Source organism: Pseudokineococcus sp. 5B2Z-1 (assembly GCF_037482305.1).
In the GTDB taxonomy this organism is placed as follows: domain Bacteria; phylum Actinomycetota; class Actinomycetes; order Actinomycetales; family Quadrisphaeraceae; genus Pseudokineococcus.
Genome location: NZ_JBBHZG010000001.1, coordinates 189,430 through 204,684, shown reverse-complemented (window position 1 = coordinate 204,684; position 15,255 = coordinate 189,430). Strand labels below are relative to the sequence as shown.

The following is a 15,255-nucleotide window of genomic DNA, read 5'->3' as shown; positions in this document are numbered from 1 at the left end:
CGCCCCCTCCGCGGGGGCGCCCTCCGGTGCGCTCGCACGACCCGCTCGACGAGCACGACCAGCACGGCACGCCGGGACCGCACGAGAGGCCCGGGGGAGGAGGGGCGAGGTGTTCGTCGGCGTCCTCGTCTGCGACCTGCTGCTCCCGCCCGAGGTGGGCTCGCTCAAGGGCAAGCGCTCGGTCGTCCGCCCGCTCGTCGCGGAGCTGCGCCGCCTCGAGGTGGCCGTCGCCGAGACGGGCTCGCTCGACCTGCACCGGCGCGCGGAGGTCTCCGCGGCCGTGGTGGCCGCGACGGCGGACCGGTGCCACGAGGTCCTGGACCGCTGCGAGCGTCTCGTCGCGGCCCGGCCGGAGCTGCAGCTGCTCGACGCCCACCGGCTGCTGCGCTCGGACACCGACGACTAGGGCCGGCCGCCGCCGGACCAGCACGACCGCACGGACGCACGACCGGGGCGAGCCGCCCCGCCAGCCGAGGAGGACCGATGGCCGACCCCGCGAGGGCCCGCAAGCTCGCCGACCGCATCAAGGTGGTGGTCGCCGAGACGCTGGAGCGCCGCATCAAGGACCCGCGGCTGGGCTTCACCACCATCACCGCCGCACGGGTCACGGGCGACCTGCAGCACGCGACGGTCTTCTACACCGTCTTCGGCGACGACGTGCAGAAGCAGGCCACCGCCGCCGCCCTGGCCAGCGCCCGGGGCGTGCTGCGCTCGGAGGTCGGGCGGCGCACCGGCGTCCGGCTGACCCCGACGCTGGAGTTCCTCGAGGACGCCGTCCCCGAGAACGCCCAGGCCATCGAGGACCTGCTGCGCACCGCCCGCGAGCAGGACGCGGCGGTCGCCGTCCTCGCCGCCTCCGCGCAGCCGGCCGGCGAGGCCGACCCCTACCGGCACGACCCCGCCCTCCTCGACGAGGACGACGACGAGGACGACCTCGACGACGACGAGGTGGAGGACGTCGAGCACGACCCCGACGCCCGGCCGGGAGCGGACCGGCTCGGCGACGACGTCCTCGACCCGGACGTCCGCGCCCGCCGCCGGTGAGCCGCCGGGGGAGCGGCCCCGAGCCCGCGGGCGGGCTCCTCGTCGTCGACAAGCCGGGCGGGATGACGAGCCACGACGTCGTGGCCCGCGTGCGCCGCCTCGCGGGCACCCGCCGCGTCGGCCACGCGGGGACGCTCGACCCGATGGCGACGGGCGTGCTGCTCCTCGGCGTGGGGCGCGCGACGCGCCTGCTCACCCACCTCGTCGGCGCCGACAAGGCCTACGAGGCGGTCGTGCGCCTCGGGGAGGCGACGACGACCGACGACGCCGAGGGCGAGCTGCTGCCGGACGTCGGGACGGCGGCGGGAGCGCGCGGCGTCGACCCCGACGGCGCGGCGCTGGCGGACGCCCTCGCCGCGCTGCGCGGGCCGATCTCCCAGGTGCCGAGCGCCGTCTCGGCCGTCAAGGTCGACGGGCGGCGCGCCTACGCCCGCGCCCGCGACGGCGAGGAGGTCGCCCTGGCGGCCCGGCCCGTCGTCGTCAGCGCGCTGGACGTGCGCGGGGCGTCCCGGGGCACGGGGGCGAGCGGTCGACCCGTCCTGGACCTCGACGTCCGGGCCGTCGTCAGCTCGGGGACCTACGTGCGGGCCCTGGCCCGCGACCTCGGCCTGGCCCTGGGGACCGGGGGGCACCTCACCGCGCTGCGCCGCACGCGCGTCGGCCCCTACGACCTCGCCGGGGCGGCCCCCCTGGCGGAGCTGGCCGCCGCGGTGGACGCGCGCGGCGACGCCGGGCGGACGCCCGACGCGCTGCCGGGGCTCCTGCCGCTGGCGCGCGCCGCCGCGGCCGCGTTCGGCGTGCGCCACGTCGACGACGCGGAGGCCGCGGACCTCGCCCACGGGCGGCGCATCGCCCCGGCCCAGGACGGCCCGACGGGCACGGCCGAGCGTCCCGTCGCCGCCCTCGACCCGGCGGGCGAGCTCGTCGCCCTCGTCCTCGACGAGGACGGCCGGACCCGGCCGACGCTCGTCCTGCGGCCGGCGTGAGCGGCCCCGACGGCGTGGGCACGTCCGACGGCGTGAGCGCGTCCGACGGGGCGGGCCGGGCGGACGGGATGACCGGCGCGCGCCGCTGGGCGGTGCTCGTGACGCCCGTGGCCAACCGCGTCTACGCCGGGGACGCCCCCCGGCTGCTCGCCGCCGAGCTCGCCCTCGTGCTGGGGGCGGGCGGGGCGCCCGCCGACGTCGCGGTGGAGCAGGTCGCCGGCCTGCCCTACGTCGTCCTCACGACCCCGGGGGACCTCGACGACCGGAGCCGGCGGGCCGTCGCCGCGGCGTCGACCGCGCACGCCCTCTTCGAGCGCCGCACCCTGCCCGACGGCGCCGAGGCCCTCGTCCCCGTGCCGCTTCCCGCCGTCGACCTCTACGACGACGACCTCCTGACCATCCCCAAGTACCCGGGGAAGACCAACGAGCACGTCACGCGCCTGCTGCTGCACCTCGCCGTCGCGGCGCTCGAGTACGGCCCGGCGGGGGCGGCGGGGGGAGCGCCGGCCGCCGGACGCCGCCTGCGCCTGCTCGACCCGCTCGCGGGGCGGGGCACGACGCTGCACCTCGCCCTCATGGCCGGCATGGACGCCACGGGCGTGGAGGTGGACGCCGGGGAGGTCGACGCCCACCGCGCCTTCCTCGTCCGGTGGCTGCGCACCAAGCGCCTCAAGCACTCCGTCGACGCCGGTCGCCTCACGGTGGCGGGGACCCGGCTGGGCGACCGCCTGCGCGTGCAGGTCTCGCCGTCCAAGGAGGCCGCCCGGGCCGGCGACGTCCAGGTCCTCGAGGTGCTCCGCGCCGACACCGCCGCCGTCGGCCCCGTCCTCGCCGACGGCTCGTTCGACCTCCTCGTCACCGACGCGCCCTACGGCGTCCAGCACGGCAGCGCCCGTCCCGGCGGGCGCGGCGCCAGGGCCGGTGGGGGCGGTGCCGGTCGGGACGGTGCGGGCCGGGACGGTGCTGGTCGGGACGGTGCGGGCCGGGACAGGGGCCCGCGGGACCTGCTCGAGCGGGCGCTGCCCGTCTGGGTGCCGCTGCTGCGGCGCGGCGGCGTCCTCGCGATGTCCTGGAACACGCACGTCCTGCCGCGCCCGGAGCTCGTCGCGCTGCTCGAGCGCCACGGGCTCGAGGTGCTCGCGGCGGGGGAGGACGGCGCCCTCGCGCACCGCGTCGACCAGGCCGTGCACCGCGACCTCGTCCTCGCGCGCCGCCCGGGCCGGGCCCCCGGCGCCGCCGCGGGCTGAGCGACGGCGCCGTCCCCGCCGGGCGCCCGGCGATCTTCGCGCTGCGCCGCGAGCCCGCGGGGCGTACAACGGTCGGCGCGGCGCCGCACCCTGCGCGCCGCGGCGCGCGGACGGAGACCGGCATGAGCAGCAGCGAGCAGAGCGGGGGCGCGGCGCCGCCGGCCCGCCGCGACAGCAACCGCAAGGCGGTGGCCCTGGCCCTGGCGGCCGCGGTCGGAGGGTTCCTCTTCGGGTTCGACTCCTCCGTCATCAACGGCGCGGTCTCGGCCATCCAGGGCCAGTACGAGCTGTCGTCCTTCGTCATCGGCTTCGTCGTCGCGGTGGCGCTGCTCGGCTCCGCCGTCGGCGCGTGGTTCGCCGGGCCGCTGGCCGACCGCATCGGGCGCACCCGCGTCATGCTCGTCTCGGCGGTCCTCTTCCTCGCGTCCGCGGTGGGCTCCGGCTTCGCCTTCACCCCCTGGGACCTCACCTTCTGGCGCGTCGTCGGCGGCGTCGCCATCGGCATCGCCTCGGTGATCGCCCCGGCCTACATCGCGGAGATCTCCCCGAGCAAGATCCGCGGGCGGCTCGCGTCGTTCCAGCAGCTCGCCATCACGCTCGGCATCTTCGCGGCGCTCCTGTCGGACGCCTTCTTCGCCGGCGCGGCCGACGGCGGCGCGAGCGGCACCTTCGCCGGCCTCGACACCTGGCGCTGGATGCTCCTCGCCGAGGCCGTGCCGGCCGTCGTCTTCGGCATCCTCGCGCTGCTCATCCCCGAGTCGCCGCGCTACCTCGTGGCCAAGGGGCAGACGCAGCGCGCCGTCGCCGTCTTCCGCGACTCGCTGCACGCCCGCAACGCCGACGCGCTCGTGCAGGCCGTGCGCAAGAGCCTGCAGCGCGAGGACGAGCCGTCGATGCGCGACCTGCGCGGGCCGCGCCTCGGGCTCCAGCCGATCGTCTGGACCGGGATCATCCTGTCGGTCCTGCAGCAGTTCGTCGGGATCAACGTGATCTTCTACTACTCGACGACGCTGTGGCAGTCCGTCGGCTTCGACGAGTCGGACTCCTTCACGATCTCCGTCTTCACGGCCGTGCTCAACGTCCTCGTGACCTTCGTCGCGGTGGCCTTCGTCGACAAGGTCGGCCGCCGCAAGCTCCTCATGGCCGGCTCCGCCGGCATGGTGCTCGGGCTCGGGGCCGTCACCCTCGCCTTCACGCAGGCCGCCGTCGTGCCCGGCCAGGACGACGTCTCGCTGCCCACCGGGTGGGGCCCCGTGGCCCTCGTGGGCGCCAACCTCTTCGTCATCGCCTTCGGCGCCTCCTGGGGACCCGTGGTGTGGGTCCTGCTGGGCGAGATGTTCCCCAACCAGATCCGCGCCGCCGCCCTCGCGGTGGCCGCCTCCGCGCAGTGGATCGCCAACTTCGTCGTGACGGTGACGTTCCCGGTGCTCTCCCAGGACGTCTCGCTGTGGGCGACGTACCTCATCTACACCGTCTTCGCGGCCCTGTCGTTCCTCTTCGTCAAGACCAAGGTCGTCGAGACGAACGGCGTCGAGCTCGAGGACATGGGCACCGACAAGCAGGCGGCGCCCGCCCGCGCCGGCGCCTGACCGGCGTCGCACCTGCTCCGGCGGCCGGCCCCGCGCGGGCCGGTCGCCGCCCGGGGGAGACCGGCCGGGGCCGCGCCGACCCGGCCTGGCACAGTGGGACCGACCGGGACGGGCTCGGAGAGGTGAGGGGCGGCCCCGCGTGGAGCGCTGGTACGGAGCGGAGCAGGTGCCGTCGGCGCCGGGCGGCTCGGTCGTCGCCGTCGGCAACTTCGACGGCGTGCACCGCGGCCACCGCGTCCTGCTCGACGAGGTCGTGCGCGTCGCCCGCGAGCGCGGCCTGCGCTCGCTGGCCGTCACCTTCGACCCCCACCCCCTGCACGTCCTCCACCCCGACCGGGCGCCCGCGCTGCTGACCGGCCTGGACGAGCGGCTCGAGCTGCTCGGGGGCGCGGGTCTCGACGGCGTCGTCGTCCTCCCCTTCACGTCCGCCCTCGCCGCGCGCACGCCGCGCGAGTGGGTGGTGGAGGACCTCGTGGCGGGCCTCGGCGCCCGCGTCCTCGTCGTCGGCCACGACGTGCGCTTCGGCGTCCGCAACTCCGGGGACCTCCGGGCGCTGCGGGACCTGGCCGCCGAGGCCGGCGCCGACGTCGTCGTGCTCGACGACGCCGTCTCCGCCGGTCGGCGCTGGTCGTCCTCCTGGGTGCGCGAGTTGCTCGCGGCCGGTGACGCCCGGGGGGCCGCCGACGTCCTCGGCCGCCCGCACCGCGTCGTGGGAGAGGTCGTCCACGGCGACCACCGGGGGCGCGAGCTCGGCTACCCGACGGCGAACCTCTCCGCGGGCGCCGAGGGGCTCGTGCCCGCCGACGGCGTCTACGCCGGCTGGCTCACCGCGCTGGCTGGCGGGGCCCTGGGCGGCGGCGTCCGCCCCGGCGAGCGCCGCCCCGCCGCCGTCTCCATCGGCACGAACCCGACCTTCGACGGCCTCGAGCGGCGGGTGGAGGCCTACGTCCTCGACGTCCCGGACGGGAGCCCGCTCGACCTCTACGGCGTCCGGGTCCGCGTCGAGCTCGTCGAGCGGCTGCGCGAGACCCTGCGCTTCGACGGCGTGGAGGCCCTCTGCGCGCAGATGGCGCGCGACGTCGACCGCGCCCGCGAGGTGCTCGACGCCGCGGCGTCCGCCCCGGGGCGCTGAGGAGGGCCCGCCGGGACGACCTCGGCGAGCCGTCGGGCCCCGGCGCGCCCGCTGCTACCCTGGGAGGGCCGTCTGATCGGCCGCGGACCCAGAGAGCCCGGGTGGACGTGCCCCGGCGCACCGCGCAACGGACCCAAGGAGAGCAGTGCCCCTCGACGCCGCCACCAAGCAGCAGATCATGACCGAGTACGCGACGCACGAGGGCGACACCGGCTCGCCCGAGGTGCAGGTCGCGATGCTCACGAAGCGCATCACCGACCTGACCGAGCACCTCAAGGAGCACAAGCACGACCACCACAGCCGCCGCGGGCTGCTGCTGCTGGTCGGCCAGCGCCGCCGGCTCCTCAAGTACGTGGCCAAGCAGGACGTCAACCGCTACCGCGAGCTGATCGGCCGGCTCGGCATCCGCCGCTGACCCCCGGACGCCGCCCCCTCAGGTGAGGGGGCGGCGTCGGTGCGTCCGGGCCCGCCCGGACGCCGCTCCACCGCTTCACCGCTCGACAGATCCACCGCCCCACCGCTCCGCCCCCGCGGCCCCGCCGCGGCGCGCGAGCACCCCGCACGAGCGCGACCCGGCCCGGCCGGGCGCCGCGCACGCGGGTGCCGACGAGCCGGACAGCCGGTCCTCGGTGGTGGCCCCCGGGAGGCGCGCGCTCCGCGCGCGGCCCGTGGGCCTCGATCGGGAACTGGCCCAGCGCACCTCCGCAGCACCGGCCCGTCGTCACCCGGGCGCACCGGGACCCCGGCGCGCACGACCGACGAACGGAGACCTCCTCGTGGAGACCACCCCCACCGCCGTCGAGACCGTCATCGACAACGGCTCGCACGGCTCCCGCACCATCCGCTTCGAGACGGGCCGCCTGGCCAAGCAGGCCGCCGGCTCCGTCGCCGCCTACCTCGACGGCGAGTCGATGCTCCTGTCGGCCACGACGGCCGGCAAGAACCCGAAGGACCACTTCGACTTCTTCCCCCTCACGGTGGACGTCGAGGAGCGCATGTACGCCGCGGGCCGCATCCCCGGCTCGTTCTTCCGCCGCGAGGGCCGCCCCGGCACCGACGCGATCCTCACCTGCCGCCTCATCGACCGGCCGCTGCGCCCGTCGTTCGTCTCGGGCCTGCGCAACGAGGTCCAGGTCGTCATCACGGTGATGGCGCTGCACCCCGACGACGCCTACGACGTCCTCGCCATCAACGCCGCGTCGCTCTCGACGCAGCTCTCCGGCCTGCCCTTCTCGGGCCCGGTCGGCGGCGTCCGCGTGGCGCTCGTCGACGGCCAGTGGGTCGCCTTCCCCAAGCACAGCCAGATGGAGCGCGCCGTCTTCGACATGGTCGTCGCCGGCCGCGTCGTCGGCTCCGGTGACGACGCCGACGTCGCGATCATGATGGTCGAGGCCGAGGCCACCGAGGACGCGTGGACGCTGGTCTCCGAGGGCGCCCAGAAGCCCACCGAGGAGGTCGTGGCCGCCGGGCTCGAGGCCGCCAAGCCCTTCATCGCGCAGCTGTGCGCCGCGCAGCAGCAGGTCGCCGACGCGGCCGCCAAGGAGACGCAGGAGTTCCCGCGCTTCCTCGACTACTCCGACGACGTCTACGCGGCGGTCGAGGAGGCCGGCTCGGAGCGCCTCGCGCAGGCCCTCACCATCGCCGGCAAGCAGGAGCGCGAGTCCGCCCTCGACGAGGTCAAGGGTGCCGTGCGCTCGGAGCTCGCCGACCGCTTCGAGGGGCGCGACAAGGAGGTCTCGGCGGCGTTCCGCTCGCTGACCAAGGCCCTCGTGCGCCAGCGCGTCCTGCGCGACGGCGTCCGCATCGACGGCCGCGGCCCGGCCGACATCCGCACGCTCGGCGCCGAGGTCGAGGTGCTCCCGCGCGTCCACGGCTCGGCGCTCTTCGAGCGCGGCGAGACGCAGATCCTCGGCGTCACGACGCTGAACATGCTCCGCATGGAGCAGCAGATCGACTCGCTCGGCCCCGAGACGCGCAAGCGCTACATGCACAACTACAACTTCCCGCCCTTCTCCACGGGCGAGACGGGCCGCGTGGGCTCGCCCAAGCGCCGCGAGATCGGCCACGGCGCCCTCGCCGAGCGCGCGCTCGTCCCGGTCCTGCCGAGCCGCGAGGAGTTCCCCTACGCGATCCGCCAGGTCTCCGAGGCGCTGGGCTCCAACGGCTCGACGTCGATGGGCTCGGTCTGCGCCTCGACCCTGTCGCTGCTCAACGCCGGTGTGCCGCTGCGCGCCCCGGTCGCCGGCATCGCCATGGGCCTCATCTCCGACACGGTGGACGGCGAGACCCGCTACGCGGCGCTCACGGACATCCTCGGCGCCGAGGACGCCTTCGGGGACATGGACTTCAAGGTCGCCGGGACCAAGGAGTTCGTGACGGCGATCCAGCTCGACACCAAGCTCGACGGCATCCCCGCCTCGGTGCTCGCCGGCGCGCTGACGCAGGCCCGCGACGCGCGCCTGCACATCCTCGACGTCATGGCCGAGGCCATCGACGCGCCCGACGAGATGAGCCCGCACGCGCCGCGCGTCATCGCCGTCCAGGTGCCGGTCGACAAGATCGGCGAGGTCATCGGCCCCAAGGGCAAGATGATCAACCAGATCCAGGACGAGACCGGCGCCGACATCTCCATCGAGGACGACGGCACGGTCTACATCGGCGCGACGGACGGCCCGTCCGCCGAGGCGGCGCGGTCGATGGTCAACGCCATCGCCAACCCGCAGATGCCGGAGGTCGGCGAGCGCTTCGTCGGCACCGTCGTCAAGACGACGACGTTCGGCGCCTTCATCTCGCTCACCCCGGGCAAGGACGGCCTGCTCCACATCTCCCAGATCCGGAAGATGGTGGGCGGCAAGCGGATCGACTCGGTCGACGACGTCCTCGGCGTCGGCCAGAAGGTCCAGGTCCAGATCGCCGAGATCGACCCGCGCGGCAAGCTCTCCCTCGAGCCCGTGCTGGCCGAGGAGGGCGGCGAGTCCGGCGACGCCCAGGGCCAGCAGGCGGAGGCCGCCAACATCTGATGCCGGTCGACCTGACCACGCTCGAGGGCCTCGACGGGTGGCTCGAGCACGACGCCGCCGGGCGGGCGGGTGCGCGCGTGCGCCGCACCCGCCTGCCCGGCGGCGTCCGGGTCCTCACCGAGCAGGTGCCGGGCGCGCGCTCCGCGACGCTCGGCGCCTGGGTCGGCGTGGGCAGCCGCGACGAGGCCGACCACGAGCGGGGCTCGACGCACTTCCTCGAGCACCTGCTCTTCAAGGGCACCCGACGCCGCTCGGCCATGGACATCGCCGTCGCCCTCGACGAGGTCGGCGGCGACGCCAACGCCGCCACGGGCAAGGAGACCACCTCCTACTACGCCCGGGTGCTCGACGCCGACCTGCCCGTGGCCGTGGACGTCGTCTGCGACATGGTGACCTCGGCCGTCCTGCGGCCGGAGGACGTCGACGGCGAGCGCGGCGTCATCCTCGAGGAGCTGGCGGCGGCCGAGGACGACGACGAGGACGTCGCGCAGGAGCGCTTCGCCCTCGCCGTCCACGGCGACACCCCGCTGGGGCGCCCCATCGGCGGCACTCCGGACGACATCCGGGGCGCGACGCGCGACGCCGTCGCCGACCACTACCGCCGCCACTACGTGCCCGAGGGCGTCGTCGTCACGGCGGCGGGCGGCCTCGAGCACGACGCGGTCTGCGACCTCGTCAGCGGGGCCCTCGCCGAGGCGGGCTGGCCCGTCGGCGACGCCCCCGACCCGCTGCCGCGCCGCGACGCGACGGCGGGCGAGCCGGTCCCGAGCCGCCGCGGCCCCGGCGGCGTCGTCACGGTCGAGCGCGACACCGAGCAGGCGCACGTCCTGCTGGGGGGCCCGGGCCTCACGGCGACCGACGAGCGCCGCTGGGTCATGGGCGTCCTCGTGGCCGTCCTCGGCGGCGGCATGAGCTCGCGGCTCTTCCAGGAGGTCCGTGAGAAGCGGGGCCTGGCCTACTCGACGTACGCCTTCGACGCCGCCTACGCCGACGACGGGCTCTTCGGCCTCTACGCCGGGTGCACGCCCGCCCGCGTCCCCGAGGTCGTCGACCTCCTCGCCGAGCAGTGGGCGCTGCTGGCCCGCGACGGCCTGGGGGAGGACGAGCTGCGCCGCGGCCGCGGCCAGGTGTCCGGCTCCCTCGTCCTCGGCATGGAGGACTCCGGCGCGCGCATGACCCGCCTGGCGCGCACCGAGCTCGTCCACGGCCGCTGGACCGGCGTCGACGAGGCGCTGGAGCGCATCGCGGCCGTCACCGCGGACGACGTCGTCGCGCTCGCGGGCGAGCTGCTCGACGCCCCGCGCTCGCTCGTCGTCGTCGGGCCCTTCGACGACGACCCGGTGGCCGTCGCCCCCTGACCGCTCGCGAGACCGACGAAGGGTGGGCACCCGTGATCGGGTGCCCGCCCTTCGTCGGTCTCGTGGGCCCTGCTGGGTCGCCGTGCGGTCGGTCGGGTCCGCGTCCGGCGTCGTCCGCGGCGTGCGGACGCTCTGTCGGGTCCGCGTCCGGGGCGGCGCGGCTCCGGGCACTGGCTCGGCGCGCTGCGGCCGGGTGCCGCGGTGGTCCGGGCGCCGGCCTGACGTGCCCCTCCGCCGCACCGCCCCGGACGCTCGTGCTCAGCCGCGGGCTCCCGCCCTCGTCATCGGGCGCCCGGAGACGGGTCGGCGTCCAGCACGTCGGGCGAGGTCCCGCTCGAGCGTCCGGCGGGGTGGCGCGGAGAGGACGTCAGGCCGGCGCCCCGCACCGAGCGCGGGGTGACCACGGCGCGCCGAGCCAGTGCCCGGAGCGCCGCGCCGCTGGACGCGGACCCGGCCGAGCGCGCCGCCCCGTCCGCCGGGCTCGGCCGTCCGCCGCCCTGGGCGTCTGGGGCGCCGTCCCGTCACCCGCGCGGGTCGCCGGTACGCGCGGTCGGGCCGAGGGGTGGCACCATGGGAGTGCTCGACGTGGCCAGCGCCCCGTCCAGCGCGTGCTCCCGGGGTCGGTGCAAGTCCGAACCGGCGGTGACAGTCCGCGAACCGCGGCGACCTCGCGCCCTCCAGGCGCGGCCGGTCGGCGCGGCCGACCCGGTGGAAGTCCGGGACCGACGGTGAGAGTCCGGAGGGGAGGCAGCACGCGGTGGCCCGGGGGCGCGCAGCGCCGTCGTCCTCCGCGGGCACCCCCGCGCCGGTCGACGTCGTCCGCGCACCCCTCCCACCGACCGCCGGCGACGGCGGAGCTGCCCCCGCACGTCCTCCCGCGGCCCGCGCCGGTCGCCGGCGCCCCGGCCCGTCGGCTGAGGCCAGGAGGAGGAGCGGGTGTTCACGGGCATCGTGGAGGAGCGCGGCGAGGTCGTCGCGATCGAGGTGGCGGGCGACGACGCGCGGCTGAGCGTGAGGGGCCCGCTCGTGGTGGGCGACGCACGCGAGGGCGACTCGATCGCCGTCGACGGCGTCTGCCTCACCGTCACGGGGGAGCCGGAGGACGGCGTCTTCGCCGTCGACGTCATGGGGGAGACCCTGCGCCGCACCAGCCTCGGCGGGCGGTCGCCGGGGGATCCGGTGAACCTCGAGCGGGCCCTGCGCGCCGACGCCCGCCTCGGCGGCCACGTCGTGCAGGGGCACGTCGACGGGGTCGGCCACGTGGTGGCGCGCACCCCGTTCGAGCGCTGGGAGACGGTGCGCGTGTCGGTGCCGGGCGACCTGGCGCGCTACGTCGCGGAGAAGGGCTCCATCACCGTCGACGGCGTCTCGCTGACGGTCACGGCCGTCGGGGACGACGGCCCGGCCGAGGGACCCGGCGGCCTCGACCTGCAGGGGGAGCGCTCGTGGCTCGAGGTCGGGCTCATCCCGACGACCCTCGCCGCGACGACGCTCGGCGAGCGGCGGGTCGGTGACCCGGTCAACCTCGAGGTCGACGTCCTCGCCAAGCACGTCGAGCGGCTGCTGGCCGCCGGCGCGCTGCCCGGCGGGCCCCGGTGAGCGCGACCACGGGCACGCCGTCGGTGGTCCCCCCGCGCGACGGCGAGGACGTCGACCAGCCGCTCGCGGCGCCGGCCGTCGACGGCGACTCGGGCGTGGCGCTGGACCCGCTGGACGACGCGCTGGCGGCGCTCGCCGCGGGCCGGCCCGTCGTCGTCCTCGACGGCGCCGACCGGGAGGACGAGGGCGACCTCGTGCTCGCGGCCGAGCTGGCGGAGCCGGCCACCGTCGCCTTCGTCGTCCGCTGGACGAGCGGGCTGCTGTGCGCGCCGCTCGCGGCCGAGGACGCCGACCGGCTCGAGCTGCCGCTCATGGGCGCGGGGTCGCGGCGCAACCGGGGCGACGCGCACGGGACGGCCTACACGATCACCGTCGACGCGGCGGTCGGGACGACGACGGGCATCAGCGCCGCCGACCGCGCCCGCACGCTGCGGGCGCTCGCCGACCCGGCGTCCGCGCCGGACGACCTGCGGCGGCCGGGGCACGTGCTGCCGCTGCGGGCCGCCGGCGGCGGCGTCCGCGAGCGGCCGGGCCACACCGAGGCCGCCGTCGACCTGTGCCGCCTGGCCGGGCTCCGGCCGGCGGCGCTCATCGCCGAGCTCGTCGACGACGCCGACCCCGAGGGCGGCATGCTGCGGCGCGACGGGTGCCGCGCCTTCGCCGACGCGCACGGGCTGCCGCTCGTGTCGATCGCCCAGCTGGCGGCGCACCTGCGCGCCACGGGCGCACCGCAGGCGCCGCCCGCGGAGCGCGGGCGCGTCGTCGCCGGGGCGGTGGCCTCGCTGCCGACGGCCGCCGGCCGCTTCACGGCCCACGCGTTCACCGAGCCCGCGACGGGCACCGAGCACCTCGCGCTCGTGCCCGAGGGCGCCGAGCTGCCCGAGGAGGACGTGCTCGTGCGCGTGCACTCGGAGTGCCTCACCGGCGACGCGCTCGGGTCGCTGAAGTGCGACTGCGGGCCGCAGCTGCGGGCGTCGCTGGCCGCGGTGGCCGCGGCGGGCGCCGGCGTGGTCGTCTACGTCCGCGGCCACGAGGGCCGCGGCATCGGGCTGGCCGCCAAGATGGCCGCCTACGCCGAGCAGGACCGCGGCGCGGACACGGTCGAGGCGAACCAGCGCCTCGGCCTGCCCGTCGACGCGCGCGAGTACGGCGCGGCGGCGGCGGTGCTGCGCGCGCTGGGCGTGCGCAGCGCGCGTCTGCTCACCAACAACCCGGAGAAGGAGGAGGGCGTGGCCGAGCACGGCGTCGTCGTCAGCGGCAGGGAGCCCCTCGTGGTGGCGGCGGCGCCGGAGTCGCGCCGCTACCTGGAGGTCAAGCGGGACCGGATGGGGCACCTGCTGCCCCTGTCGGCCACGGACGGGACCCACGGGGCCGGCACGACCGGCACGGGGGTGGCCCGGTGAGCGGCGAGGGGTCGCCGACGCCGTCGCTGGAGGGCGCGGCGCGCCTGCGCGTCGGGCTCGTCGCGGCGTCGTGGCACGAGCAGGTCATGGGCGGTCTCCTGACGGGCGCGCGCGCCGCGCTCGCCGACGCGGGGGTGCGCGACGTCCTCGAGGTGCGCGTGCCGGGCACCGTCGAGCTCGGCGTCGCCGCCGCCCGCCTCGCGCCGCGCGTCGACGCCGTCGTGGCGCTCGGCGTCGTCGTGCGCGGGGGGACGCCGCACTTCGAGTACGTCTGCCAGTCGGCCACGCAGGCGCTCACGCAGGTCGCCGTGGGCACCGGCATCCCGGTCGGCTTCGGCGTGCTCACCGTCGACACCGTGGAGCAGGCCCTCGACCGCGCCGGGCTCGAGGGCAGCCGCGAGGACAAGGGCCGCGAGGCCGTCGAGGCCGCGCTCGCGACGGCGCTCGTGCTCGACGACGTCGCCCCGCGCTCCGGCGCGGCCGCCGCGCACCGCAGCACGCCGCCGGGCGCCGTCGCCGGGGCGCACGCGTGAGCGCGCCGCTGCGGGTCGCCGTCGTCGGCGCCGGGGGTCGGATGGGCACGGCCGCCTGCCGGGCGGTCGAGGCGGCCGACGACCTCGAGCTCGTCGCGCGCGTGCACCGCGGCGACGCCATGGACGCCGCGGCGGGCGCTGACGTCGCCGTCGTGCTGTCCGTGCCGGACGCCGCGCCGGCGCAGGTCGACTGGTGCGTGCGCCACGGCGTCCACGCCGTCGTCGGCACCACGGGCTGGACCGACGAGCGCCTCGACGCCGTGCGCGAGGCGCTCGGGTCGGAGCCGTCGACGGGCGTCCTCGTGGCGCCGAACTTCGCCGTCGGGGCCGTGCTGGCCATGCGCTTCGCCGCCCAGGCGGCGCGCTTCTACGAGTCGGTGGAGGTCGTCGAGCTCCACCACCCCGACAAGGTCGACGCGCCGTCGGGGACGGCGGCGCGCACGGCCCGCGTCGTCGCCGAGGCCCGCCGCGCCGCCGGCCTCGGGCCGTCGCCGGACGCGACGACGAGCGCCCTCGAGGGCGCGCGCGGCGCCGACGTCGACGGCGTGCGCGTCCACAGCGTCCGGCTGCGCGGGCTCGTGGCCCATGAGGAGGTCCTCCTCGGGGGGCCGGGGGAGCAGCTGACGATCCGGCACGACTCCTTCGACCGCGAGTCCTTCATGCCGGGCGTGCTGCTGGCCGTGCGCCGGGTGGCCGACCACCCGGGGCTCCTCGTCGGGCTGGAGCACCTCATGGACCTCGACGGCTGATGCCGGGCTCCTCGGCCGCGCCCGACCCCGCCGGCAGCCCCTCGGGCGGCGGCGGGGGCCCCGCGCGGCGCCCCCGGCGCGTGCCCGCGAAGGCGGTGGTCGTCGTCCTGCTGCTGCTGTCGGCGCTGTACCTGGCGCTGCTCGTGCAGCAGGGCGTGCGGCTCCTGCTCACGGGCGAGGTCGTCGGCGTGCTCCTCGGCCTCGCCGTCCTGCTCGTCCCGGTGCTGTGCGGCTGGGCGGTGGTGCGCGAGCTGCTCTTCGGCCGCGCGAGCGAGCGGCTCGCCGACGAGCTGGCCGTCACCGGGGGGCTGCCCGTGGACGACCTGCGGCGGCGCCCCTCGGGCCGCGTGGTCCGCGAGGACGCCGAGCGCCTCTTCACCCGGTACCGCGCCGAGGTGCAGGAGCGCCCCGAGGACTGGGCCGCCTGGTACCGCCTCTCCCTGGCCTACGACGCCGCGGGCGACCGCCGCCGCGCCCGCGCCGCCGCGCGGCACGCCATCGAGCTCCACGGCTAGTCGCGACCGCCGAGGGGCGAAGCTGTGCGCCGAGGACGCGGTGCACCGCGACCTCGGCGCACAGCTCCGGCCGACGGGTC

General features: G+C 77.2%; 14 protein-coding genes and 1 riboswitch. All 14 genes read left to right on the top strand.

Features of this window, described 5'->3' with window-relative positions; genetic code table 11:
- The first annotated feature begins 109 nt into the window (after positions 1-109).
- The 14 genes from WDV85_RS00845 (at position 110) to WDV85_RS00780 (ending at position 15,175) form a co-directional block, all read left to right on the top strand.
- A complete protein-coding gene (locus tag WDV85_RS00845) occupies positions 110-406 on the top strand; it encodes a DUF503 domain-containing protein (RefSeq protein WP_339568826.1) in 297 nt (98 codons plus the stop codon).
- A gap of 77 nt (positions 407-483) precedes the next feature.
- Positions 484-1,044: a 30S ribosome-binding factor RbfA gene (gene rbfA, locus WDV85_RS00840; protein ID WP_339568825.1), complete on the top strand. Its 561-nt coding sequence runs from the start codon at positions 484-486 to the stop codon at positions 1,042-1,044.
- On the top strand, positions 1,041-2,030 hold the full coding sequence (truB, locus tag WDV85_RS00835; protein ID WP_339568824.1) for a tRNA pseudouridine(55) synthase TruB: 990 nt from the start codon (positions 1,041-1,043) through the stop codon (positions 2,028-2,030). Before rbfA ends, truB begins: the two co-directional genes overlap by 4 nt.
- Before the next feature lie 32 nt (positions 2,031-2,062).
- Positions 2,063-3,277 carry a hypothetical protein gene (locus WDV85_RS00830; protein ID WP_339568823.1) on the top strand — a complete coding sequence of 405 codons (1,215 nt, stop codon included), beginning with the start codon at positions 2,063-2,065 and terminating at the stop codon, positions 3,275-3,277.
- Positions 3,278-3,399: 122 nt separating this feature from the next.
- Entirely contained in the window at positions 3,400-4,866 is a 1,467-nt protein-coding gene (locus WDV85_RS00825) for a sugar porter family MFS transporter (protein ID WP_339568822.1), read from the top strand.
- Positions 4,867-5,005: 139 nt separating this feature from the next.
- Positions 5,006-5,998: a bifunctional riboflavin kinase/FAD synthetase gene (locus WDV85_RS00820; protein WP_339568821.1), complete on the top strand. Its 993-nt coding sequence runs from the start codon at positions 5,006-5,008 to the stop codon at positions 5,996-5,998.
- Positions 5,999-6,143: 145 nt separating this feature from the next.
- On the top strand, positions 6,144-6,413 hold the full coding sequence (gene rpsO, locus WDV85_RS00815; RefSeq protein WP_171203167.1) for a 30S ribosomal protein S15: 270 nt from the start codon (positions 6,144-6,146) through the stop codon (positions 6,411-6,413).
- 361 nt (positions 6,414-6,774) lie between these two features.
- Complete coding sequence (locus WDV85_RS00810) at positions 6,775-9,018, top strand: polyribonucleotide nucleotidyltransferase (protein ID WP_339568820.1); 2,244 nt, start codon at positions 6,775-6,777, stop codon at positions 9,016-9,018.
- Entirely contained in the window at positions 9,018-10,376 is a 1,359-nt protein-coding gene (locus tag WDV85_RS00805) for a M16 family metallopeptidase (RefSeq protein ID WP_339568819.1), read from the top strand. Before WDV85_RS00810 ends, WDV85_RS00805 begins: the two co-directional genes overlap by 1 nt.
- Before the next feature lie 606 nt (positions 10,377-10,982).
- A riboswitch (FMN riboswitch) is annotated at positions 10,983-11,132 on the top strand.
- Between the two features lie 180 nt (positions 11,133-11,312).
- Positions 11,313-11,975: a riboflavin synthase gene (locus tag WDV85_RS00800; RefSeq protein WP_339568818.1), complete on the top strand. Its 663-nt coding sequence runs from the start codon at positions 11,313-11,315 to the stop codon at positions 11,973-11,975.
- Complete coding sequence (ribA, locus tag WDV85_RS00795) at positions 11,972-13,378, top strand: GTP cyclohydrolase II (RefSeq protein WP_339568817.1); 1,407 nt, start codon at positions 11,972-11,974, stop codon at positions 13,376-13,378. Before WDV85_RS00800 ends, ribA begins: the two co-directional genes overlap by 4 nt.
- On the top strand, positions 13,375-13,911 hold the full coding sequence (ribH, locus tag WDV85_RS00790; RefSeq protein ID WP_339568816.1) for a 6,7-dimethyl-8-ribityllumazine synthase: 537 nt from the start codon (positions 13,375-13,377) through the stop codon (positions 13,909-13,911). Before ribA ends, ribH begins: the two co-directional genes overlap by 4 nt.
- Positions 13,908-14,660, top strand: coding sequence for a 4-hydroxy-tetrahydrodipicolinate reductase (dapB, locus tag WDV85_RS00785; RefSeq protein ID WP_339568815.1), 753 nt, complete (start codon positions 13,908-13,910; stop codon positions 14,658-14,660). The genes ribH and dapB overlap by 4 nt, the downstream gene beginning before the upstream one ends.
- Complete coding sequence (locus tag WDV85_RS00780) at positions 14,660-15,175, top strand: hypothetical protein (RefSeq protein WP_339568814.1); 516 nt, start codon at positions 14,660-14,662, stop codon at positions 15,173-15,175. Before dapB ends, WDV85_RS00780 begins: the two co-directional genes overlap by 1 nt.
- Positions 15,176-15,255: the final 80 nt, after the last annotated feature.

Coding starts and splice junctions, on each gene's coding strand:
- WDV85_RS00805 (WP_339568819.1), top strand. CDS start 9,018: ATGCCGGTCGACCTGACCACGCTCGAGGGCCTCGACGGGTGGCTCGAG.
- WDV85_RS00825 (WP_339568822.1), top strand. CDS start 3,400: ATGAGCAGCAGCGAGCAGAGCGGGGGCGCGGCGCCGCCGGCCCGCCGC.
- rbfA (WP_339568825.1), top strand. CDS start 484: ATGGCCGACCCCGCGAGGGCCCGCAAGCTCGCCGACCGCATCAAGGTG.
- WDV85_RS00780 (WP_339568814.1), top strand. CDS start 14,660: ATGCCGGGCTCCTCGGCCGCGCCCGACCCCGCCGGCAGCCCCTCGGGC.